The organism is Kitasatospora paranensis, from assembly GCF_039544005.1.
GTDB lineage: Bacteria > Actinomycetota > Actinomycetes > Streptomycetales > Streptomycetaceae > Kitasatospora > Kitasatospora paranensis.
This window is the reverse complement of the sequence record NZ_BAABKV010000001.1, coordinates 277,897-301,222: the sequence shown is the minus strand read 5'-3', so window position 1 is coordinate 301,222 and position 23,326 is coordinate 277,897. Positions and strand designations below refer to the sequence as shown.

16 protein-coding genes and 5 pseudogenes are annotated in these 23,326 nt (G+C 72.0%); 19 read left to right on the top strand and 2 right to left on the bottom strand.

Features of this window, described 5'->3' with window-relative positions:
- Positions 1–34: 34 nt before the first annotated feature.
- The 9 genes and pseudogenes from ABEB13_RS01530 to ABEB13_RS01485 all read left to right on the top strand — a co-directional run bounded on the left by ABEB13_RS01530 (position 35) and on the right by ABEB13_RS01485 (position 10,286).
- On the top strand, positions 35–796 hold the full coding sequence (locus ABEB13_RS01530) for a ChbG/HpnK family deacetylase (protein WP_345703907.1): 762 nt from the start codon (positions 35–37) through the stop codon (positions 794–796).
- A 120-nt stretch (positions 797–916) separates the two neighbouring features.
- Positions 917–1,881, top strand: a pseudogene (locus ABEB13_RS01525) (aldo/keto reductase).
- A gap of 183 nt (positions 1,882–2,064) precedes the next feature.
- A complete protein-coding gene (locus ABEB13_RS01515; RefSeq protein WP_486335361.1) occupies positions 2,065–4,101 on the top strand; it encodes an alpha-galactosidase in 2,037 nt (678 codons plus the stop codon).
- A 101-nt stretch (positions 4,102–4,202) separates the two neighbouring features.
- Positions 4,203–5,294: a Gfo/Idh/MocA family protein gene (locus tag ABEB13_RS01510; protein WP_345703906.1), complete on the top strand. Its 1,092-nt coding sequence runs from the start codon at positions 4,203–4,205 to the stop codon at positions 5,292–5,294.
- A complete protein-coding gene (locus ABEB13_RS01505; RefSeq protein ID WP_345703905.1) occupies positions 5,291–6,211 on the top strand; it encodes a sugar phosphate isomerase/epimerase family protein in 921 nt (306 codons plus the stop codon). The genes ABEB13_RS01510 and ABEB13_RS01505 overlap by 4 nt, the downstream gene beginning before the upstream one ends.
- Positions 6,212–6,313: 102 nt before the next feature.
- Entirely contained in the window at positions 6,314–6,568 is a 255-nt protein-coding gene (locus ABEB13_RS01500) for a glycoside hydrolase family 52 protein (protein ID WP_345703904.1), read from the top strand.
- Between the two features lie 29 nt (positions 6,569–6,597).
- Complete coding sequence (locus ABEB13_RS01495) at positions 6,598–8,361, top strand: glycoside hydrolase family 52 protein (protein WP_345703903.1); 1,764 nt, start codon at positions 6,598–6,600, stop codon at positions 8,359–8,361.
- A 175-nt stretch (positions 8,362–8,536) separates the two neighbouring features.
- Positions 8,537–9,355: a GH12 family glycosyl hydrolase domain-containing protein gene (locus ABEB13_RS01490; protein WP_345703902.1), complete on the top strand. Its 819-nt coding sequence runs from the start codon at positions 8,537–8,539 to the stop codon at positions 9,353–9,355.
- Between the two features lie 128 nt (positions 9,356–9,483).
- Positions 9,484–10,286 (top strand): annotated as a pseudogene (locus tag ABEB13_RS01485) (IS5 family transposase).
- 9 nt (positions 10,287–10,295) lie between these two features.
- On the opposite strand, the gene ABEB13_RS01480 reads toward ABEB13_RS01485, so the two are convergent.
- Positions 10,296–11,294 (bottom strand): helix-turn-helix domain-containing protein, encoded by a 999-nt coding sequence (locus tag ABEB13_RS01480; protein ID WP_345703901.1) that lies wholly within the window; start codon positions 11,292–11,294, stop codon positions 10,296–10,298.
- 478 nt (positions 11,295–11,772) lie between these two features.
- Between ABEB13_RS01480 and ABEB13_RS40150 the strand changes: the two genes are divergently transcribed.
- The 10 genes and pseudogenes from ABEB13_RS40150 (at position 11,773) to ABEB13_RS01435 (ending at position 21,398) form a co-directional block, all read left to right on the top strand.
- A complete protein-coding gene (locus ABEB13_RS40150; RefSeq protein ID WP_425559845.1) occupies positions 11,773–11,988 on the top strand; it encodes a LacI family DNA-binding transcriptional regulator in 216 nt (71 codons plus the stop codon).
- On the top strand, positions 11,913–13,184 hold the full coding sequence (locus tag ABEB13_RS01475) for a substrate-binding domain-containing protein (RefSeq protein ID WP_345703900.1): 1,272 nt from the start codon (positions 11,913–11,915) through the stop codon (positions 13,182–13,184). The genes ABEB13_RS40150 and ABEB13_RS01475 overlap by 76 nt, the downstream gene beginning before the upstream one ends.
- Positions 13,175–14,140 carry an ABC transporter permease gene (locus tag ABEB13_RS01470; protein WP_345703899.1) on the top strand — a complete coding sequence of 322 codons (966 nt, stop codon included), beginning with the start codon at positions 13,175–13,177 and terminating at the stop codon, positions 14,138–14,140. Before ABEB13_RS01475 ends, ABEB13_RS01470 begins: the two co-directional genes overlap by 10 nt.
- Positions 14,140–15,108, top strand: a complete 969-nt coding sequence (locus ABEB13_RS01465; protein ID WP_345703898.1) for a carbohydrate ABC transporter permease — start codon at positions 14,140–14,142, stop codon at positions 15,106–15,108. Before ABEB13_RS01470 ends, ABEB13_RS01465 begins: the two co-directional genes overlap by 1 nt.
- A gap of 277 nt (positions 15,109–15,385) precedes the next feature.
- The gene (locus ABEB13_RS01460) at positions 15,386–16,897 is read left to right on the top strand and encodes an extracellular solute-binding protein (protein ID WP_345703897.1); all 1,512 of its coding nucleotides are present in this window, start codon (positions 15,386–15,388) and stop codon (positions 16,895–16,897) included.
- A 36-nt stretch (positions 16,898–16,933) separates the two neighbouring features.
- Positions 16,934–18,129, top strand: a pseudogene (locus tag ABEB13_RS01455) (Gfo/Idh/MocA family protein).
- Between the two features lie 82 nt (positions 18,130–18,211).
- Positions 18,212–18,964, top strand: coding sequence for a sugar phosphate isomerase/epimerase family protein (locus ABEB13_RS01450; RefSeq protein ID WP_345703896.1), 753 nt, complete (start codon positions 18,212–18,214; stop codon positions 18,962–18,964).
- Positions 18,961–20,082, top strand: coding sequence for a Gfo/Idh/MocA family protein (locus ABEB13_RS01445; RefSeq protein WP_345703895.1), 1,122 nt, complete (start codon positions 18,961–18,963; stop codon positions 20,080–20,082). The genes ABEB13_RS01450 and ABEB13_RS01445 overlap by 4 nt, the downstream gene beginning before the upstream one ends.
- A 224-nt stretch (positions 20,083–20,306) precedes the next feature.
- A pseudogene (locus ABEB13_RS01440) lies at positions 20,307–20,817 on the top strand (transposase family protein); the annotation flags it as partial.
- A 42-nt stretch (positions 20,818–20,859) separates the two neighbouring features.
- Positions 20,860–21,398: pseudogene (locus tag ABEB13_RS01435) on the top strand (YceI family protein).
- A 929-nt stretch (positions 21,399–22,327) separates the two neighbouring features.
- Here the strand turns inward: ABEB13_RS01435 and ABEB13_RS01430 are convergent.
- On the bottom strand, positions 22,328–23,164 hold the full coding sequence (locus tag ABEB13_RS01430) for a Type 1 glutamine amidotransferase-like domain-containing protein (RefSeq protein WP_345703894.1): 837 nt from the start codon (positions 23,162–23,164) through the stop codon (positions 22,328–22,330).
- Positions 23,165–23,326: the final 162 nt, after the last annotated feature.

The window sequence follows — 23,326 nt, the reverse complement described above, 5'->3', positions numbered from 1 at the left end:
CGGCCCGTCGACGGGCGGCGGGACGGAGTGGCGCGTGGACGGGACCGGGCAGGGGATCCGGCTGGTGGTGCGGGTGGACGATGCCGGGCTGAGCGAGGGCGTGAACCGGGCCGTTGTCGAGGCGCTGCGCGGCCCGGCCGCCCGCAGCGTCTCGCTGATGGTTCCCGGACCGGCCGCCGCGCACGCCGCCGCGCTGATCGCCCCGCTGCCCGGCGTCGTCTGCGGCCTGCACGTCACCCTAACCAGCGAGTGGGAGCGCCCGCGCTGGCGGCCGGTGCTGCCGGCCCGCGCCGTCCCCTCGCTGCTGGACCGCGACGGCTTCCTGCCGCGCACCGCGGACGAACTGCACGCGCGCGGCGGCGTCGACCCGCGTGAGGCCGCCGCCGAGATCACCGCCCAGCTCGACCGGGCCCGCGAGTGGGGCCTGCAGGTGCGCTACCTCGACGAGCACATGGGCGTCGGTTGGGTCGCGGGCGCGGGCGAAGCCGTCCGTGCGGTCGCCGCCGCGCAGGGCCTGATCGACGCCGATCGCCTGGTCCCCGCGCTCCCCGTTCCGACCTGCGGCGACCTGCAGGCCGCGCTCCGGCAGACGCGACCGGGCCCGCATGTCCTGATCACCCACCCCGGCCACGACGACGACACCCTGCGGGCCCTGCGTGGCACCGGCTTCCCCGACGGCGGCGTCGGCACCGCCCGCGACGCCGACCGCCGCCTGCTCACCGACCGCGCGCTGTGGTCCGCCGTGCGCGCGGACGGCACCGAACTCACCGACTACGCCGCCCTGTTCCGGCCTTAGGGCACCGTCCCGGCCGGGACGGCCGCGGGTGTTCGTGCCCTACCCACCGCCCCTCCCCATTTCCGCACCCGACCGAGGAAACCCGTGTCCCACACCCCCGACCCCGCCCGCTACGACTCCATGCCCTACCGTCGGGCCGGCCGCAGCGGACTGCTGCTGCCCGCCGTCTCGCTCGGCCTGTGGCACAACTTCGGCGCGGACAACCGCTTCGAGACCCAGCGCTCCGTGATCCGCCGCGCCTTCGACCTCGGCATCACGCACTTCGACCTCGCCGACAACTACGGGCCGCCCCCGGCGCCGCCGAGGAGAACCTCGGCCGGATCCTCGCCGGCGACCTGCGCCACCACCGCGACGAACTCCTCGTCTCCACCAAGGCCGGCTACCACATGTGGCCCGGCCCGTACGGCGAGTGGGGCTCGCGCAAGCACATGCTCACCGGCCTCGAACAGAGCCTGCGCCGACTGGGGACCGACCGGGTCGACGTGTTCTACTCGCACCGGCCCGACCCGAACACCCCGATCGAGGAGACCATGGGCGCCCTCGCCACGGCCGTCCAGCAGGGCAAGACCCTGTACGTCGGCGTCTCCAACTACTCGCCCGCGCAGACCCAGGAGGCCGCACGGGCGCTCGCCGACCTCGGCGTGCCGCTGCTGCTCCACCAGCCCTCGTACTCGATCTTCAACCAGTGGGTCGAGGACGGCCTGCTCGACACCTTGGACGAGTTGGGCGTCGGCTCGGTCGCCTTCTCCCCGCTCGCCCAGGGCCTGCTGACAGACCGCTACCTGACGGGCGTGCCGACCGGCTCCCGGGCGGCGGGCCCCAGCCCCTTCCTGTCCGTGTCGAACATCAAGGACGAGACCCGGACCAGGATCGGCGCGCTGAACGAGATCGCCCGCTCGCGCGGTCAGAGCCTCGCCCAGATGGCCATCGCCTGGGTGCTGCGCGGCGCCCGCGTCACCTCCGCGCTGGTCGGCGCGAGCAGCGTCGCCCAACTGGAGGACAACGTCGTGGCCGTCCGCAACCTGGCCTTCACCGACGAGGAGCTCGCCGCCATCGACGAGCACGCCAACCCGCCGGCCGAATGACCCAGAGCCCGGTCGGTGTGGCCGCCGCCGCGTCGACCGGGCGATCCGTCACGGGTGCGGCCCGCAGAACCGATCGGTCACGATCCGCCATGCTGCCCGGCCGAGCGCCGCGCCTAGGCTCGGGGAGTCGATCAGCGAGGAGACCCCCATGACCGTGGTCCACCACGACCCGGCCGCCCGCCTGTGGATGCTCACCACCGCGCACAGCAGTTACGTCGTCCGGCTGGACGACCGAGACCGGCTGCGGCACCTGCACTGGGGCGCCCGGCTCACCCCCGAGCAGGCGGCCGCCCTGCCGTACGTTCTGGACGTCGCCACCAACTTCGACGGCGAACTCGCCGAGGAGTACCCGGGGAGGGCGGTGCCCGCTTCGGCGCTCCGGCGCTGCGCGTAGTGCACCCCGACGGCAGCCGCAGCACCGAGTGGCAGCCGGACGGGCACCGTGTCGAGGACGGCCTGCTCGTCCTCTCCTTCCGCGAGCGGCTCGGACCGCTGGAACTCGACCTCTTCTACCGCGTCCACCCGGACAGCGACGCCGTGGACCGCTGGACGGAGCTGCGGCACACCGGCGCGGACGGGCAGCCCGTGCGGATCGGTCAGCTATCCGCCGCCCGCTGGACGGTGCCGCTGCGCGCCGACTACCGGCTCGGTCACGTCACCGGCGGCTGGAGCGCCGAGAACCAGCTCGTCCGTGAGCCGCTGGCCCGCGCCGAGACGGTCCTCACCAGCCGCCGCGGCATCACCGGGCACCAGGCCAACCCGTGGGTCGCCATCGACGCCGGGGACACCGGTGAGGAGTACGGCGAGGTGTGGACCAGCGCGCTGGCCTGGAGCGGCAGCTGGCGCATCACCGTGGAGCGCACCGTGCACGGCTTGGTGGCCGCCACCCACGCGGCCGGCCATGAGGGCCCCGAGGTCGTCCTGCGCCCCGGGGAATCCTGGCGCACGCCCGTCTCCACCGGCCTGTACGCGGCGGACGGCTTCGGCGGTGCCAGCCGCGCCTGGCACGCCCACGTGCGGGCCCACGTCCTGTCCCGCCCGGACGAGCTGCGGCCGGTGCTGTACAACTCCTGGGAGGCGACCGGCTTCGACGTCGGCCTGGCCGGACAGCTGGACCTCGCCCGCCGGGCCGCCGCGCTCGGCGTCGAGCTGTTCGTCATGGACGACGGCTGGTTCGGCGCCCGCAAGGACGACACCGCCGGACTCGGCGACTGGACCCCAGCCCCCGACCGGTTCCCCGACGGCCTCACCCCGCTCGCCGCCGAGGTGCGCCGCCTCGGCATGCGCTTCGGCCTGTGGGTGGAACCGGAGATGGTCAACCCCGACAGCGACCTGTACCGCGCGCACCCCGACTGGGTGCTGCACGAGAGGGGCCGCCCGCGCACCGAGCTGCGCAACCAACTCGTCCTCGACTTCGGCCGCCCCGAGGTCGCCGCCTGGGCCCACGCCTGGCTGGACGGCCTGGTCCGCGAGCACGGCGTCGACCACCTCAAGTGGGACATGAACCGGGTCCTCACCGAGGCCGGCCGCCCCGGCGACCCGGACGCCGACCGGCTCTGGCACGGCCACGTCCACGCCGTCCACGCCCTGATGGACCGGCTGCGCGCCGACCACCCCGACCTGCGCATCGAGGCCTGTTCGGGCGGCGGCGGCCGCACCGACCTGGCCATGCTGGCCCGCACCGACCAGGTGTGGACCTCCGACAACACCGACGCCCTCGACCGGATCGCCATCCAGCACGGCTACGGCCAGATCTACCCGCCCGGCACCATGGGGGCCTGGGTCACCGACAGCCCCAACCCGCTGACCGGCCGCCGCCTGCCGCTGGAGTTCCGCTTCCACGTCGCGATGACCGGCGCGCTCGGCATCGGCGGCGACCTCACCCACTGGCGCGGGGACGAACTCGCCGCGGCCGCCGAACTCGTGGCCCGCTACAAGCGGATCCGGCCGACCGTCCAGCACGGCCGCCTGTACCGGCTGCGCAACGCCGTCCAGTACGTCCACGGCGACGAGGTCGTCCTGGTGGCCTGGCAGCTGGCCGAACCGCACGGCGCCCCGGTCGTCCCGCTGCGGATGGCCGCCCTCGACCCCGACGCCCGCTACGTCGACCAGGACACCGGCGAGGTCCACCACGGCGCCGTCCTGACCGCCCGCGGCCTCACCACCGGGCTCACCCGGGACCACAGTAGCCGCCTGCTGCACCTGCGCCGCCAGGACTGACCCCGAGGACCGCCACCGGAGCGCACCGGCCCCCCGCCGCCGCGCCCCGGCGGTCCCGCACGCCCCGAACCTTCCAGAGAACGCAGCACGGAGGCCCCCTCATGTCCGCTCGCCCCCGGGTGGGAATCGTCGGAACCGGTTTCATGGGCGGCGTGCACGCCCGCGCCGTCACCGCCGTCGGCGGCCGGATCGCCGCCGTCCTGGGCTCGAACCCGGCGCGCACGGCCGCCGCCGCGGCGCGCTTGCCCGGTGCCCGGCCCGCCGCCGACCTCGACGACCTGCTCGCCACCGGCCTCGACGCGGTCCACCTATGCACCCCCAACCACCTGCACGCACGCGACGCCGAGCGGATCATCGCGGCCGGAGTCCCGGTGGTCTGCGAGAAGCCGCTGGCCACCACCGTCGCCGACGCCGAGCGACTGACCGCCGCGGCGCAGGGCGCGGGCCTGGTGACCGCCGTTCCGTTCGTCTACCGCTACCACCCGCTGGTGCGCGAGGCCCGGGCCCGGATCGCCGCCGACCCCGACGCCGGCCTGTGGCTGCTGCACGGCTCCTACCTGCAGGACTGGCTCGGCGACCGGACCGCCGACAACTGGCGCACCGACCCCGAACGGGGCGGCGCCACCAGAGCGTTCGGCGACATCGGGGTCCACTGGTGCGACCTGATGGAGTACGTCACCGGCCACCGCATCACCCGCGTCCTGGCCCGCTTCGGCCGGGCCTTCGACGCGCGCGGACCGGTCGGCGCCCGCACCGCCGTGGCCACCGAGGACGGCGCGGTGGTCTCCTTCGAGACCGACCGCGGCGCCATCGGCTCGCTCGTCGTCAGCCAGGCCAGCGCCGGCCGCAAGAACCGCCTGTGGTTCTCCTTCGACGGCCCCGACCGCTCCTACGCCTTCGACCAGGAGGACCCCGAACAGCTCTGGATCGGCGGCCGCGACGCCAGCACCGTGCTGCGGCGCAACCCCGCGCTGCCCACCGCGCACGCCGACCGCTTCGACCCGCTGCCCGCCGGCCACCCGCAGGGCTACCGCACCTGCTTCGAGGACTTCGCCGCCGACGTGCACGCCGCCCTCGAAGGCCAGCCCCACGACGGCCTGCCCACCTTCGCGGACGGCTTGCGCGCCGCCCGCATCAGCGCCGCCGTCACCGCGTCCGCGGTGCACGGCACCTTCACGGAGGTCCCCACATGAAGCTCGGCTTCCTGACCGCCTGCCTACCCGACGTCCCCCTGCCGGAACTCGCCGCCTGGGCCGCCGACCACGGCTACCGGGCCCTGGAGGTCGCCGCCTGGCCCGCCACCGGCGACCGCCCGTTCACCGCCTCCCACCTCGCCGCCGAATCCCTCGACCGGGCCGGAGCCGAACAGGTCGCCGCACTCCTCGACCAGCACGGCCTGACGCTCTCCTCCCTCGCCTACTACGACAACCCGCTGCACCCCGACCCCGAGGAACGCGCCCGGGTCCACGCCCACCTGCACCGCTGCATCGACGCGGCCGCCCTGGTCGGATCGCCCACCGTCGGCACCTTCGTCGGCCGCCACCCCGGCCGGACCGTCGCCGAGAACCTCGCCGACGCCGAGCGGATTTTCCCCGAACTGACCGGCTACGCGGGCGAACGCGGCGTCAAGGTCGTCATTGAGAACTGCGTGATGGAGGGCTGGCACCCCGACGGCTACCCGGGCAACCTCGCCTACTCGCCCGAGCTGTGGGAATGGATGTTCTCGCTCGGCCTGTACCTCAACTACGACCCCTCCCACCTGGTCTGGATGGGCATCGACCCGGTCGCCGCCCTGCGGCCCTACGTCGACAAGGTCGCCCACGCCCAGGCCAAGGACATCCAGACCGACCCGGCGGCCCGCACCCGCTACGGCTGGCCCGGACGCGCCGTCACCCGCCCCGACCCCTGGGACACCGGCTGGTGGCGCTACCGGGTGCCCGGCCTCGGCGAGGTCGACTGGCGCCGCCTCGTCGACACCCTGGACGAGGGCGGCTACGACGGGGTGCTCTCCGTCGAGCACGAAGACCCCGTCTGGTCCGGCGACCGCCACCGCACCGAGACCGGCCTGGAGATCGCCCGCCGCACCCTCGCCCCGCTGCTGGCCGGCTAAACCGCCGCTCCCCGCACGACAACCATCCCCCACCCCGCCGCCGACCGGTGCGCGCGGCCCCCGCCCGCACCGGCCGGCCCGCCTCCCCAGGAGCGCACCACCGTGGACATCACCAACGTCCAGCACAGCCCGATGGGAGCACACGCCTCCTTCACCCTCGGACACCCCGGCCCGCACGGCGGCCTCGGCCTCGGCCTAGCAGGACCGGCCGGGCAGAACGTCTACGTCGCCGTCGAGGACGCCCCCGGCAGCGGCACCTACCACGCGCTGCCGTTCTTCGCCGCCGACCAGGACGACCAGCTCGCCCGCTTCCAGGGCGGCGAGGAGGGCCGCCCCCGGCGCCCGCCGGACCGCTGACCGCACTGGCCGCCGACCAGGTCCGGCGGGTGCTCGACCCGGTGACCGACCGCTGGACGGCCGGCCCGCTGGACTTCGCCGTCCACTCCCCGCTCGGCGCGCTGCCCGAACCCGGCACCGCCCCCGACGAGGCGCTGCGCCGCGCCGTCCTGCCCGCCGTGCTCGCCGAGTTCACCGTCGACAACACTGGTGGCACCGCGCCGCTGCGCGCCTTCGTCGGCTACGCGGGATCCGACCCCTACGCGGGGATGCGCGTCGTCGAGGGCCCCGGCTTCACCGGGATCGGCGAGGGCACCAGGACCGCGATCGCCACCGACGCCCCCGGGGCCCGCACCGCCATCGGCTTCGACATTCCGTTCATCCTCGGCGACGAACGCCACCCGGGCGACGGCTTCGGCCTCGGCCAGACCGGCCTGCTGGTCTTCGAGGTGCCGCCGGGCGAACGCCGTACCCACCGGCTCGCCCTGTGCTTCCACACCGCCGAGTACCTGACCACACCCGAGCGCTGCCGCTACCTCTACAACCGCTACCACCCGGATCTGGAGGCGGTCGCCGCCACCGCCCTGACCGAGTTCGACACCCTACTCGCCGACTGGCGACAGGCCCACGAGGACCTGGGGGCGGAAGCTCTGAGCGAGGACCGCACGTTCATGCTGGCGCTCGCGATCCGCAGCTACTACGGCAGCACCGAACTGCTGGAGGACGCTGACGGCAGACCCGTCTGGATCGTCAACGAGGGCGAGTTCCGGATGATGAACACCCTCGACCTCACCGTCGACCACTCCTTCTTCGAAGCCCGCCAGCACCCCTGGACGCTGCGCAACGTGCTGGAGCGCCACCTCGCGCACTACAGCTACACCGACCGCTACGGGATCAGCTTCACGCACGACATGGGCGTCGCCAACGTCTGGTCCCCGCACGGCCACTCCTCCTATGAGCGCCCCGGACTGACCGACTGCTTTTCCTACATGACCGGCGAGCAACTGCTCAACTGGGTGCTCGCCGCCGCCGTCTACGCCGCCACCGGCGACACCGCCTGGTGCGCGGCCCACGCCCCGACCCTGCGCGCCTGCCTGGACAGCATGCTGGCCCGCGACCCGGGGGCGGACGGCGTCCAGACCGTCGACTCCGACCTGGTGGCCGGCGGCGCCGAGATCACCACCTACGACAGCCTCGACACCTCGCTCGGCCAGGCCCGCTCCAGCAGCTACCTGGCCGTCAAGGGCTGGGCCGCCTACCGCTGGCTGGAGCGCACCCTGCACGCCCTCGGCGACACGGACGCGGCCGCCGAGGCCGGCTTCCGCGCCGGACGCGCCGTCAAGGCCCTGCTGGCCTCGGTCGGCCCGGACGGTACGGTTCCGGCGCTGCTCGACGAACCGGACGGCGCCCGGATCATCCCGGTCGTCGAGGGGCTCGCCCTCGCCCACCTCACCGGCACCGATGTGCACGGCGAACCGGAGCTCACCGCGGCCCTCCGCGGCCACCTGCTGGCCGTCCTCGGCTCGGGCCGGTGCCGATTCCCGGACGGCGGCTGGAAGCTCTCCGAGACCAGCGACAACTCCTGGCTGTCCAAGATCTACCTGTGCCAGTACGTCGCCCGCGCACTGCTGGCCGTCCCCGACGACGCCGACATGGCCGCCGCCGACCGCGCCCACGCCGACTGGCTGCGCCACCCCACCGAGTCCCGCTGGTCCTGGAGCGACCAGATGATCACCGGCGTCGCCGCGGGCAGCCGCTACTACCCGCGCGGCGTCACCGCCGTCACCTGGCTGCTGGAGAGCGGCGCCCGCTGAGGCGGAGTCAGGAGCGCACCATCGTCCATGCGGCCGTGCCCATTCGTCATGGGAGCGGGGACCGGACCAGGACATCCTTGAGACGGATCGAGCGGGGCGAGCCGCAGCCGCGGTATCCCCACCACCGCTGTGCCCCGCCCGGTCCCTCCCACCCCCACGGACCCATGGAGCCACCGTGAACCTCCTGCACCGCTTCGCCCGCACCCGCCGCGGCGCCGCCACGGCCGTGCTGGCCGCCGCTCTGCTGACCGGCGTCGCCGCCGCCCCCGCCCAGGCCGCCACCGTGCAGAACTGCGCCGTCGAGGGCACGATCATGTACGGCAAGTACTACGCCCACAACAGCGAGTGGGGAAACACCTACAACGGCTGGGGCTACGGCAGCCAGTGCGTCTCGCACTCGGACACCGAACTCGGCAACAACTGGTACTCCAGCTTCAACTGGTCCAACAACAGCAGCATCCCCGACGACGAGTGGCACATCAAGGCGTGGCCGTCCGTCGTCAGCGGCTGGCAGTGGGGCTACGCCAACCCCGACCACGGCGGCTTCCCGGTGCGCCTCGGCGACGAGCACCAGGTCGTCACCAACTGGGACTTCGAGGTCAACGCCAGCAACTGGAAGGGCGACTCGATCTACGACCTGTGGGTCGACCCGTCGCAGAACCCGAGCAGCCAGCCGCAGAACGAGGTAATGGTCTTCCTTAACTACAGCGACGGCGCTATCCCGAGCTCCGCGGACAAGGTCGGCAGCGTCTGGGCCAACGGCGCCAACTGGGACGTCTACCGCAGTTACGGCTCCTGGCAGGTCATCAGCTACGTGCGCACCTCGCAGACCTGGAGCGTGTCCGGCCTGAACCTGCGCGACTTCCTGGACCACTCCCAGAACGCCGGCTGGCTCGACCCCAACCTCTACCTGGTCAGCGTCCAGGCCGGCCACGAGATCTGGCACGGCTCGGGCACCACGCACACCTGGAACTACAGCGTCGACGTCTCCTGACGCACCCGCGCCACCACACGGCCGCCGTCCCTCCCGGAGACCCCGGGAGGGACGGCGGCTCGCGCCGCCCGCAGTGCGGACGGGCTCAGAAGTCATCTCATTTGGGCTTGTAGGCTGCTCGCGTGACGATCGTGGAGCGCCTGGTGCCGGACGAGCTGTGGGAGCTGTTCCAGCGGGTGGTGCCGCCGGCGCCGACCCGGCCGCAGGGCGGCGGCCGACGCCGCCACGGGGACCGGGAGGTGCTGGCCGCGATCGTGTTCGTCGCCACCTCCGGGTGCACGTGGGCCCAGCTTCCGCCCTGTTTCGGGCCGTCCGGGCCGACCGCCCATCGCCGGTTCGCGGAGTGGACCGCGGCCCGGGTGTGGGCGAAGCTCTACCGCCAGGTGCTGGACGAACTCGGCGCCCGGGGCGAGCTGGACTGGTCGCGGTGCGCGGTCGACTCGGTGAACATGCGCGCCACGAAAACGGTAACGGGGACCTGACGGGTCCGAATCCTGTCGATCGGGGCAAGTTCGGGTCGAAGATCCACTTGCTCACCGAACGTACCGGTCTGCCCCTGTCGCTGGCGGTCTCCGGCGCGAACCTGCACGACAGTCAGGCCCTGATCCCGCTCGTCGAGGCGATCCCGCAGATCCGCTCCCGCCGCGGCCCTCGTCGCCGGCGGCCCGGGAAGCTCCACGGCGACAAAGCCTACGACCACCGTTTCACCCGCTCCTACCTGAAGCGACGGCAGATCACCCATCGCATCGCCCGCCGCGGCATCGAGTCCTCGACCCGCCTCGGCCGGCACCGCTGGGTCATCGAGCGGACTGTCGCCTGGCTCGGCGGCTTCCGCCGCCTCCACCGCCGCTACGAACGCAAGGGCACCCACTTCGCGGCCTTCGCCACCATCGCCGCCGCCCTGATCTGCCACCGCAGAATCACCAAATGAGATGACTTCTCAGATGCCGGTCAGCCGCACGAGCGTCCGCACCGCCGGGCTGTCGCAGCGACGGACGGCGGCCTCCGGGGTGCGGCGGAAGACCTGCGGAGCCAGCCCGTGGGTGGCCCGGAAGCGGCGCGAGAAGTGCAGCGGATCGGCGAAGCCGCAGGCACGGGCCACCTGAGACACATTCAACTCGCCAGCCTCCAGTAGCTGTTCGGCATATGCAAGCCGCACCTGTTCGAGCGCCGTGATCGCGCCGACACCGAAGTGGGCCTGGAACATCCGGGCGAAGTGCCCCCGCGAGACGGCGGCGGCATCGGCCAGCTCCACCAGGGTCAGCGGGCGCGGCCCCTCCCGCCAGGCGTCCCGAACGTACCGCAGAGCGGCCGCCAGCTCCGGCCGCCCGGGCTCGACCCGCCCCTCCGACTCGTGCCCGCCGACATCGGGGAACCGCGGGTCGGCGCTGCGCGGGGCAGGACGGCCTGGCGCGTCGACGTGGCCCGTCTGCAGGCCGGTCGGCGGGCAGCCCTCCAAGAGGACCGAAAGCACCATCCACAGGGACTGCGCGGCCAGCTCGCGCCACCGTTGCGGGCGCGCGGTGCCCAGCCACAGCAGGTACTCCAGCAGCACCGGTGACGGGTCGGGGGAGCGCGGCATCCGCACCCACGGCTGGGCCTGCTCCGGCGGGTGGCCGGGCCAGCAGAACTCCGCCTCGCCGAGCGCGGTAGACGCCGCCGCCGCCTCGATCCAGTCGGACCGGTGCGGGGGCACCAGGGCGATCGCCCCCGGTGGGAGCAGCGGCCGCCAACCCGGCACCGCCGCCCTCCGATCCCCGCCGGCCCGTGGTGGGGGTGGGGCGCCGAGCGACCAGACCAGCCGCCATACCCGCTCGGAGGCGGCGTGCTGCACTGCGGCGGCCGGGTGCGCGGCACCGACGGCCGCCCGTGCCCGGAGGGCGCCGGGCAGATCGTGCTTGCGCGGTTCGGCGCGGCCGTGGTCAGGGCGCGGGCGCATGCCGGTGCGGCCGGTGCTGGCCTGGGTCGGGACCGGCCCGCGGCTCCGGGCGGGCCGGACAGTCGGTGCGGATCGGAGCACCGGGAGCGCCACCGCCTGGACGGCGGCGGCGTAGCGGGCAGGGGTGGCTGCGGGGGCGGGAACACGCGGTACCTCCCAGGGGCCCGTGACCGGGCCACGCGGCTGTGTTCGGGAACCAGGTTCCAGGCTGTGCGACCGAGCGGGCCCGGTGCGGCCAGAACGCGACGGATGGTGGCGGATCCGAGGGCCGTCCCGGCCTGACCGCCACGGAAAAGTTTCGGTAAGATTTACCGCCCGGAAGTCTAGGAGCGCCGTTTGCAGCGGTCAACCTCCACGCACCGCCGACCGACGTCCCTGACCGTGTCTCGCTACCCTGGCTGCCACCGCAGGGCCGCAGGTCGGCCCCGCCGGCGGCGGACGCGTCCGGCACGGCCACACGAGAGGAACTGCGGATCAGATGACAGAGGACACGACCGGCGGCGGCCGGGGCGGACGCGTCACCCTCGCGGCCGTCGCCGCGGACGCCGGGGTCTCGGTGGCGACCGTCTCCAAGGTGCTCAACGGCCGGGGGACATCTCGGCACTCACCAGGAGCAAGGTGCAGAGCCTGCTGGTCCGCCACGGGTACCAACTGCCGCTCGGGCGACGCCAGGTGGGCATCGTCGACATGCTGATCGACAACATGTCCAGCTCCTGGTCGGCGGAACTCGCTCGCGGCGCTGTCGAGGCGGCGGCCGAGCACGAGGTCAGCGTGGCCATCACCACCCGCCAACTGCGCGGCGCGGCCGAGTCGCGCTGGATCGACCAGGTGCTGCGCCGCGGGACCGACGGCCTGATCGTGGTCCTCGACTCGCTGACGGCCACCGAGCGCGAACTGCTCGAAGCGGGCGTGCCGTGCGTCCTGCTCGACCCGGTCGGCGAGCCGCAGCCCGGGTTCCACATGGTGGGGGCGACCAACTGGCAGGGTGGCCTCGACGCGACGCTGCACCTGGTCGAGCTGGGCCACCGGCGCATCGCCTGCCTCGGCGGGCCGCCGGAGCACTGGTGCGCCCGGGCCCGCCTCGACGGCTACTACGCGGCGCTGGCCCGCAACGGTTTGCCCATCCGGCCCGAGCTGGTGCGCACCGGGCTCTTCCAGGAGGAGTCCGGCCACCGCCTGATGAGCGAACTGCTGGAACTGCCCGAGCCCCCGACCGCGGTCTTCGCCTGTGACGACGTGCTCGCCATGGGCGCCATCAAGGCCGCAGCCGAACGCGGGCTGACCGTGCCCGGCGGGCTCAGCGTGGTCGGCTTCGACGACGTGCCCTTCACCCAGTGGACCGCTCCGCCGCTCACCACGGTGCGTCAGCCGCTCGCGGCAATGGCCAATACGGCCGTGCGTATCCTCATGCAGCAGCGTGACCGGGCCCTCCAGGAGCCGCAGCGAATGGAGATGGCGACCACCCTGATCGTCCGGGGAGCACCGCGCCGCCCGCCCCCTGACCTGTTGCCCCGGCCCGCGCGACATGGACGTTCGTGCTCTCCGTGCCCCGATCAGCCGGTATTCGGGCCGATCTGCCCCCTAGTTTTCGGAAACAAAGCGAAAATTCTGTGGGATGCCTTGACAGGCAAGGCCGCTGGGGCGGAGCCTCACTGCGGTCGGGATCACCGCCTGACCGGCGGACAGTCGACGGAGCCAGACTCCCGAGCCGCCCGCACAGCCCCCACCCACCCGCAGACCGGTTTCGTCACCATGCCGAAACCGGGCCGACGCCCAGCCGCAGGGCCCGGCCCGCCCCACCCGCACCGCCGGGCGACGGTCCTGCGCACCCACGCCAAGGCACGGCAGCGCCCGTCGCCGCAGGCAGGGAAGGAACGACGATGTCCGTAGAACAGGTCGCGAGGGAACGCCCCCACGCCCGCCCCACGCCGAAGGCCCGCCCGGCCGGATCGCTGCGCACCCGCATGTGGCGGGCCCGCACGATGTACCTGATGATGCTGCCTGGCCTGCTGTACTTCGTAGTGTTCTGCTACGTCCCGCTGCTGGGCAATATCGCCGCCTTCCAGGACTACTCGCCCTTCCTCGGCTTCTCCGCCAGCCAGTGGGTCGGCTTCCACAACTTCGCGGTGATGTTCGACGACCCCCAGCTGGTCACCGCGGCGAAGAACACGGTGGTGCTGAGCTTCCTCCAGATCGTCTTCGCCTTCCCTGCGCCGATCGCCTTGGCCGTGATGCTGAACAGCGTCATGAGTGAGCGGATCAAGCGCTGGGTGCAGGCCGTGGTCTATCTGCCGCACTTCGTCAGCTGGGTGATCGTCATCGCCATCTGGCAGCAGCTGCTCGGCGGTGACGGGCTGCTGACCAACCTGATCTCCGACCACGGCACCCAGTCGGTGGCCATCATGAGTGATCCGCACTGGTTCAAGTCCTTGATCACCGCTCAGGTGATCTGGAAGGACACGGGTTGGAACACCATCATCTTCCTCGCCGCCATCACCCGGATCGACTCTCAGCTCTACGAGTCGGCCGCGGTGGACGGTGCCGGGACGTGGCGCCGGCTCTGGCACGTCACCCTGCCCGGCATGCGTGGCGTGCTGGTGCTGATGCTGATCCTGCGGCTGGGCAACGTCCTGACCGTCGGCTTCGAGCAGATCCTGCTCCAGCAGCACACCGTCGGTGCGGAGACCGCGCAGGTCCTGGACACCTTCGTCTACACCCGCGGCGTGGTGGGCGGGGACTGGGGCCTCGCCACCGCGGCGGGCCTGCTCAAGGGCGTGATCGCTACGACTCTCGTGGTCGCCGCCAACAAGTTCGTCAAGCGGACCGGATCGGAAGGGGCCTTCTGATGGCCGACACCACCACCCGGCCGCGGCCCCACAGCACGGCGGCCCCGACTCCCGGCAACCGGCCGCGCCCGACCCGTCGTCCCTCCGCCCGGCCCGTGTGGGCCGAGCGCCCCTCCCGGGTCGGCACCGCGGCCAAAGGGTTCGTCCTCGCGGTGATCTGCCTGGCCGTCCTCTACCCGATGGTCTACATCCTGGCCGTCAGCCTCAGCGCCCAGAACGACCTGGCCGGCGACGGCCTCCTGCTGTGGCCCGAGCACTGGTCGCTGCAGTCCTACCGGACCATCCTGGAGGGCGGCCTGGTCACCCGGGCTCTGGTGGTCAGCATTCTCGTCACCGTCGTCGGCACCGCGCTGTCCATGGCGCTGACCGTCCTCACCGCCTACTCCCTCACCCGCACCCGCGAAGTGCCGGGCTCGCGCTTCGTACTGTGGCTCGTACTCGGCACCATGCTGTTCAGCGCGGGCATCATACCGAACTTCCTGATGGTCAAGCAGACCGGCCTGCTCAACAGCTACTGGGCACTGATCATCCCCGGTGCGATCAACGCCTTCAACCTGGTCGTCGTCCGCAACGCCTTCATGGAACTGCCCGCCGAACTCCTCGACTCGGCCAGGATCGACGGCGCCGGCGAGTGGCAGATCCTCTGGCGGATCGTGCTGCCGCTCTCCAAAGCAGTCCTCGCCGTGGTCTCGCTGTTCTACGCCGTCGCCCTGTGGAGCGACTTCTTCAGCGCGATGATCTACCTCAACGACACCACGAAGTGGCCGATCCAGCTGGTCCTGCGGCAGTACGTCCTTGAAGGACAGTCGATGACCCAGCTCGCGCCCAACCCCAACCGCCCCCTCCCGCAGCCGCAGACTCTGCAGATGGCCGTCACCGTGGTCGCCACCCTGCCGATCCTGATCGTGTACCCCTTCGTGCAGCGGTTCTTCACCAAGGGCATCCTGGTCGGCGCGATCAAGGGCTGAGCCCCTGCCCTCTACCCCTCCCCTCTCCACCACGACGCCGCACACCACGGCGCGGTCAGCCCTGCGCCGACCCCACCCTCACCCGGACACCAGAAAGGCCCCGTCATGAGACAGCCGATCACCTCCCCCTGACCTCCCGTCGCACCCTGCTCGCCGGCGCGCTCGGCCTCGGCGCCGGACTCACCCTCGCCGCCTGCGGAAGCAGTGGCAGCGGCAGCAGCGGTCACACCCCCGGCGCAGCCTTCCGCACCCCCAGGCCGGCCCGGTCCCCTCCCCGATGCCCGGTGAGCACCGCGACCCGATCCACGGCGTCCCCGCCGCCTACGACCGCTACCCGTCCGCCGCCGAGCAGTTCACCTCCGTGGCCAAGGCACCCGGCAGCGGCGGCACCATGACCGCCCTGATGCAGCTGGCCACCACACCCGCCCCCGGCCGCGGCGACAACCGCTGGTGGCAGGAGCTCGAGAAGCGGCTCAACCTCACCTGGCAGCCCACCCTCGTCGGCGGCTCCGACATCGGAGACCGCGCCCAGACCATCATCGCCAGCGGTGACATGCCTGACCTGTTCAACGTCAACCACTACTTCTCCCCGGCCATCGACCGCAGCGTCAAGCAGGGCGCCTTCACCGAACTCTCCGACTTCGTCGGCGGATCGGCGATCCTCGACTACCCGAACCTGGCCCGGCTGCCCGACTGGGCGTGGCGCAACAGCTCCATCGACGGCGGCATCTTCGGCGTGCCCCGCCCGACCCCGCTGGTCAACAACGTCGCCTTCTACCGCCAGGACTGGCGCAAGAAGCTCGGCATGGACGTGCCGCGCAACGCCGACGAGGTGTACGCGCTCCTGACCGCGTTCACCAAGTCCTCCCCGGCCGGCGCCGGCGTGAAAACCTGGGGCCTGTCCGACCTCAACAGCGGATTCTTCGCCGCGATGCACCGCGTCCCGTCCACCTGGCGCCTCAACCAAGACGGCACCCTCACCAAGGACCACGAGACTGACGAGTGGGAAGCGATGCTCGCCTACATGCGCAAGCTGTGGGTCGGCGGCGCCTTCCACCCCGACGCCCCCACCATGCCCTGGGACCAGCAGCGCCAGCTCTTCCTGAACGGCTCGATCGGCATGCACGCCGAAGGCTTCAACGGCATGGTCTCCGTCGGCGGCGACCTCGGCGTCATCCAGCGCAACAGCCCCGGCGCCGACCTCCAGCCGATGCTCCCGCCCGGCTTCGACGGCGGCAAGCCGCTCGTCGCCCAGGACACCGGCTACTGGGGGTACTACAGCATCCCCGCCAAGCTGCGCGGCAACAAGGACAAGATCCGCGAAGTCCTCCGGGTCTGCGACTACTTCGCCGCGCCGTTCGGCAGCAGCGAGTACACCTTCGTCAACTACGGCATCGCCGACCACCACTTCACCTACGCCCAGGACGGCTCCCCGGTCCCCACCAAGAACGCCGCCCGGCTCTCCGAACTCAGCATGGCCTACATGTGCCAGCCCTCCGAGCTGAACTTCTTCTTCGCCGGCCAGCCCGCCCAGGTCGCCAAGGACGCCCAGACCTTCCTGCACGACGCGATGCCCGTCAGTGCGCCCAACCCGGTCGTCAACCTGTACTCCGAGACCGCGATCTCCAAGACCCCGGTGCTCAATCAGCTCATCGACGACCTGATGGTCGCCGTCGTCACCGGACGCAAGCCGATCAGCGCCCTGGCCGAGGCCCGCAAGGCGTGGAAGAGCCAGGGCGGCGACCAGATGCGGGCCGAGTACGAGAAGGCCCTGGCGAAGAAGAACTGACCCGCCGCCCCGCCCGCACCACCCACTGGAGCACCCGTGACCATCAGCATCGGCATCGTCGGAGCCGGGCAGTTCGCCCGCGCGTTCATCCCGCTCTTCCAGGCCCACCCCGGCGTGCACGACGTGCGCCTGACCGAGGCCGTCCCCGAGCGGCTGGAACGCGAGGCCGCCCGCCACGGCATCACCACCACCTACGCGTCCTTCGAAGAGATGCTCGCCTCCGACGTCGACGCCGTCGCGATCTTCACCCAGCGCTGGACCCACGGCCCGCTCGTTGTCCAGGCCCTGGAGGCCGGCAAGCACGTCTACTCCTCCGTCCCGATGGCCGTCTCCGAGGAGGAGATAGCCGCCGTCGTCGAGACGGTCGGCCGCACCGGGCTCACCTACATGATGGGTGAGACCAGCTACTACAACCCGGCCGCCGTGTACTGCCGCAAACGGCGCGAGGAAGGCGCGTTCGGCGAGATCTTCTACGCCGAGGGCGACTACGTGCACGACATGGACCTGGGCTTCTACGACGCCTACAAGTTCAGCGGCGGCGACGGGTGGAAAGCCGATGCCAGCTTCCCGCCCATGTACTACCCCACCCACGCCCTGGGCGGGGTGCTCGCCGTCACCGGCTCCCACGTCACCCACGTCTCCTGCCTGGGTGTCACCGACACCCGCGGCGACGGGGTCTTCGACCGCGAGGTCAGCCGCTGGGGCAACGACTTCTCCAACGCCACCGCGCTGTTCCGCACCGCCGACGGCGGCGTGGTGCGCACCAACGAGATGCGCCGCGTCGGCTACCCGTCACCGCTGCGCGAGTCCCGGTTCCGCTTCTTCGGCACCGAGGGCAGCTTCGAGCAGCTCGCCACCACCACGCTGTGGCAGGACCGCGAGAAGGCCGAGGACATCGAGGAGCTGATGCGCACCGTCCCCACCGCCCGGCTCGACGACGAAGCGCTCGCCGACATCGACCCGTCGCTGCGCGACGCCTTCGTCAGCGGCTTCGCTCCCGTGCACGACCTGAGCCGGCTGCCCGCAGAGTTCACCGGGCAGCCCAACGGGCACGAGGGCTCCCATCAGTTCCTCGCCGACGACTTCGTCACCGCCTGCCTCACCGGTGACCTCCCGCCGGTCAACGCCTGGACCGCCGCCCGCTACACCCTGCCCGGACTGGTCGCCCACCGCTCCGCGCTGGCCGGGGAGTCCAGCTGGAGGTCCCGGACCACGGAGACGCCCCGCGCTGACCCGTCACCGCCGTCCCGCCCGCCCCTCCCCGGACGGGCGGGACGGCCGCACCCTGCCACCGCACCGGAGGAACCGACCACTGTGACCGCAACCACCCCGCTGGCCGTCCAGCTCTACGGCCTGGAGAAGGCCGTGACCGCCGACCGGCGCGACACCCTGCGCCGGCTCGCCGCCATGGGCTACTCCGGCGTCGAACCGTACGACGTGCTCACCGACCCGCACCGACTGCGTGCCGACCTCGACGAGTTCGGCCTGCGAGCGTGCAGCGCGCACGCCTGGATCACCGGCGACCAGCAGGCCGAGATCCTCAAGGCGCTGCCCGTGGTCGGCGCCGACACCGTGATCCTGCCCTACGCCGCCCCCGAGCGGTTCGCCGACCGCGATGCGGTCGCCGCCCTCGCCGGCGAGCTCAATGCCGCCGTCCGGGCCGCCGCCGAGCACGGCATTCGGGTCGGCTACCACAACCACGAGTTCGAGCTGTCCACGCTGCTCGACGGCGTCCCCGCGCTGGAGGTGCTCGCCGACCTGCTGAACCCGGCCGCGGTCCTGGAGGTCGACACCTACTGGGCCGCCGCCGGGGGCCAGGACGTGCCTGCCCTGCTCGGCCGCCTCGGCGACCGGGTCCGCCTGCTGCACGTCAAGGACGGCCCGATCACCGTCGACCGGGAGCAGCCGAACACCGCGGTCGGCGCTGGCCGGATGCCTGTCCCCGCGGTCCTCGCCGCCGCGCCCGCCGCCGAGTGGCACATCGTCGAACTCGACCAGTGTGCTGGGGACGTGTTCGACGCCATGGCGCAGAGCCACACCTACCTCACCACGGAGGGCGTGCGATGACCCCCGCGAACCAGCACCGTACCGGTCCGATGGGCGTCGCCGTCGTCGGCTGCGGCACCATCAGCGACCAGTACCTGACCAACCTGACGGCCTTCCCCGACCTGCGGGTGCTCATCTGCGCCGACCTCGCCCCGGAGCGCGCCCGCACCCAGGCCGAGGCGTACGGCGTCCCCGCCTGGGGTGGCGTCGCGGAGGCGCTCGCCCACCCGGACGTCGAACTGGTCGTCAACCTGACGGTCCCCGCCGCGCACGCCGAGGTCGGCCGGGCCGCCATCGAAGCGGGCAAGCACGTATGGAACGAGAAGCCACTGACAGCAGACACGGCCGGTGCCCGCGAGCTGCTCAAGGAGGCAGAGGCCGCGGGCCTGCGGGTCGGCGGAGCGCCGGACACCTTCCTCGGCGCCGGTCTGCAGAGTGCGCTGCGCCTGATCAGCTCCGGCACGATCGGTGCGCCGCTGACCGCGCTCAGCCTGATGCAGATCCCCGGCCCGGAGTCGTGGCACCCCGCCCCCGAGTTCCTCTACCGCGCGGGCGGCGGCCCGCTGTTCGACATGGGCCCGTACTACCTGACAGCCTTGGTCGCGGCCTTCGGCCCTGTCCGCCGGGTCAGCGCCGTCGGCTCCCGCTCCCGGGACCGCCGCACGATCGGGTCCGGCCCTCGGGCGGGTACCGAGTTCGACGTCACCGTGCCGACTCACGTCTCGGCGCTGCTGGAGTTCGCGGAGGGCGGCTCGGCCACCACGGTCTTCAGCTTCGAGTCCCCGCAGCTGCGGCTTGGGTTCGTCGAGGTCACCGGCACGGACGCCACCCTCGTCCTGCCCGACCCCAACCACTTCGACGGGCCTTCGCGGATCGAGGATGGTGGCCCCGGTCGCCAGGTCGCGGCCACCGGCACCACGGCGGGGCGCGGCACTGGCGTCCTGGACATGGCCCGTGCGATCCGCTCCGGCGAGCCGCACCGGGCGACCGGCGAACTGGCTCTGCACGTCCTCGCCGTGATGGAGGCGGTTGAGGCCGCCGTGGACACCGGCTCGCCCGTCGAGGTGGCGATCGGCGCCCCGTCGCCGCAGGCCCTTCCCGAGGACTGGGACCCGTACGAGACCACCCTCCGTACCTGACCTCTCCGCACGACCGCGGCCGGTAGCGACTCTGATCGGTACCGGCCGCGACGATTGCCCTAAAGAGGAGCTAACACAAGCCCTCGTGCGGCCATGTCTCGTGGTCTGTCAGCTCGTTGGTCCATCCGTGGGGAAGGTGAAGGGACCGCCGTGGGTGGTATCAGACGATCGGCTCTGTCGCTGATTCGGTGGTGACGGAGAGCGTCATCATGTGACGATCTGTTGTGCTTGATGCCAATGAGCTTGTGAACACGGTGTTTTCGGGACTGTTGCCGCTGGTCCTGGAGAGCGTGGCGGACGAGGTGGAGCTGATCCGGGTCCGTGCCCGGACGCCGGGCGGTCCGGTCACGTGCCCGACCTGCGGGGTCGAGACCGAGCGGGTGCACGGCTACCACTGGCGGACCGTGGCAGACGTGGCCGCGGACGCGCGCCGGGTCGTCGTGGTGGTCCAGGTCCGGCGCCTGGTCTGCCCGACGCGGGGCTGCCGCCAGACGTTCCGCGAAAGCTCCCCGGCGTCCTGGAACACTACCAGCGCCGCACACCCCGGCTGTCTTCGCAGGTCAGCGCCGTGGTCCGCGAACTGGCCGGCCGGGCTGGCGCGCGGGCGTTATCGGCCCTGGGCATGCGCGTTTCCCGACATACCGCCCTGCGCATGCTGCTGCGGCTGCCCTGGCAAAGCCCCGGACGCCGCGCGTGCTCGGGGTGGACGAAGCGTGGGTCCGCAACGATCCGAGGCGAACCGTCGCCCGGGTCCCGTCTCACGGAGGCACCCCAGCCATGACCGCCACCGGCTCCGAGCTCACCGGGGACTACGTCCTCGACCCCGCCCACACCCGGATCGGCTTCGTTGCCCGCCACGCCATGGTGACCAAGGTCCGCGGCTTCGAGGGCACCGCCCACCTGGACGGCACCGATCCCGCCCGGTCCACCGCCCGGGTGGTCATCAAGACCGAGAGCATCGAGACCGGTGTCGAACAGCGCGACCAGCACCTGCGCACCAACGACTTCCTGGACGCCCCCGACTTCCCCGACATCACCTTCCGCAGCACCGCGGTCGAGGCCCGCTCCGACATCGAGTACCGCGTCACCGGCGACCTGACCATCAAGGAGACCACCCGCCCGGTCAGCATCGACTTCGAGTACACCGGCAACGCCGTCGACCCCTACGGCAACCTGCGGGTCGGCCTGGAAGGATCGGTGACCATCTCCCGCAAGGAGTTCGGCGTGAGCTGGAACGCGGCCCTGGAAGGCGGCGGCGTGCTGGTCGCGACAAGATCCACCTGGAATTCGACATCTCCGCGATCAAGCAGAGCTAGCAGCACGGGACCGGCCTCCGTACCCGTCGCAGGCAGTCGAACGTGCGGCGCGACTGCCGTCCCCGCTCTGCACGGCAAACATCGTGCGGGAGCGGGCGGTGAGCCGCCGTCGATGCCGGGCGCCCGGCTGCGCTGGTGGATCCACTGCGATGCCCAGTCCATCTGCCCGGGGAAAGTTTCCAGGTCACGGCACTGTCCTCGGTGCGTGGGCGGGACTGGCATTCCCGGCCCGGCAGCCCCATGGCCCTCATGAGGTGCTGCTCGGTAGAGCGGCCGCGTCCATACGGCGGCCGAACCTCCCACGGCCGAAACCCGGGACGTTCCTCGCCCCGGTTCCGGCCGGCTGGATCACCCGCCCGTCCCCGTGCGTACCCGCGGCTCCACCGCACGGTCGTGCCGGTGCTATGCGTTGACGGACGCCGGCGCGGTGCGCTTCGCGCAGGTCTGTCCGCCTCCGGCAGCCGGCCGATCTTCGGCGCCGACCTCGCCCGCGACCGCAGCCCCGGAGTCGCCGTGGCGCAGCGGCGCCGCAGTCCGCCCCGCGGCGGGGCGGTCGTGCCCGGTCCCGCCTCGGAACCCGCCCCAGGCCCTCGTCGCCAGGCGACCGGACACCGCGACGCAGCTCCTCGCCCCCTGGCGTGAGATCCGAGGAGCACGCCGTCGGCGTCGCCCCCGGCACCTCCACCGGCGTTCCGCGTAAGCGCTGCGACGCCGCGATGGTCCGCGGCGGCTGGCTACCTTGACGAACGTGCCACACCGTCCCAGTTCCAGCGGACCCAGCCCCTGCTGCGAGTTTCCGGGACGGGGGAGGCCGAGGGCGATCCTCACCCGTCCCGGTAGGTGCAAGAGGAGAACTTCTGCCGGACTGCGTCCCCACGTGGTGAGGCCCACCGAGCTGGTCTCGGTGGGCCTCGTTCGCGCTGGTGGCGTCAGCAGACCGGGGTGCCTGCGTACAGGTTGCTGTCTGCGACGCCGTTGGTCACGCTGCGGGTGTAGTAGCCGCAGGTGGGGCGGTTCTTGAAGTCGTAGGTGGCGCCGGGGCTGATCCGCCAGATCTTGTAGTTCGAGTAGGTCAGGGGCTTGCCGGACGCGGCCTGCTCAGGCTGGTGGTCGCCCAGGACCACGTAGGCGTCCTGGCCGTAGAGGGTGGCCAGGCCGTTGTTGTCGATGAACAGGGAGCCGCCTTCCTCCACGCCTACGCCCCATGCCTTGCCGCCGGTGGTCAGGCCGTCCTTGATGGCCCGGGCGACGAAGGCCATGGTGCGACCCATCCGATCCCTTGTGACGAAGTGTGAATCGTTGATCGTGTCGGCATAGTTGGGCCAGTTGAACATGCCGGTGGTGAAGGTGATGCTGCGGTCGTAGGGGTTCGCGAGCGCGGTGGCGGAGTCGGTGCTTGCCGTGCACGCGTCGTAGACGATGGCGCTGTTGACGTGGTGGCCCGCACTCCCGCCGCCGACGCCGCCGCCCTTGTTCACCACCGACTGAACGGAAGCTTGCAGGGGAGTTCCCTTCCAGTGCACGTAGTTGCACTGGTTTCCGCCGGCGAAGTACACGAACTCTGCGTTCCGCACGTCCGTGTTCACCTGGGCGTTGGAGGCGTCCTGGGTGGCGGTGAGCACGTCTGTGGTGCAGGAGTTGACGTTCGGGAGGCCGATGATGACATCGCACTCGGGGGTGGGACTGCCCGAGGCGGTGGAGGCTGCCAGGACGACGACGTCGATGGTGCCGCTGCCGCCGCGTACTGCGTCCACCGCTCGGGTCATGCTGGCGGGAATGATGGCTCCCGACCCGTTCATGGTGTAGGCGGGCCCGCTCCATGAAGGGCGCGTGACGTCGGTCGCGCTTCCCTGGCGGTAGCGGCTGACCTTGGCTTCTGCGACGGCCGGCAGGGCCAGCACTGTGCCTGCGGTGAGAAGGCCTGCGAG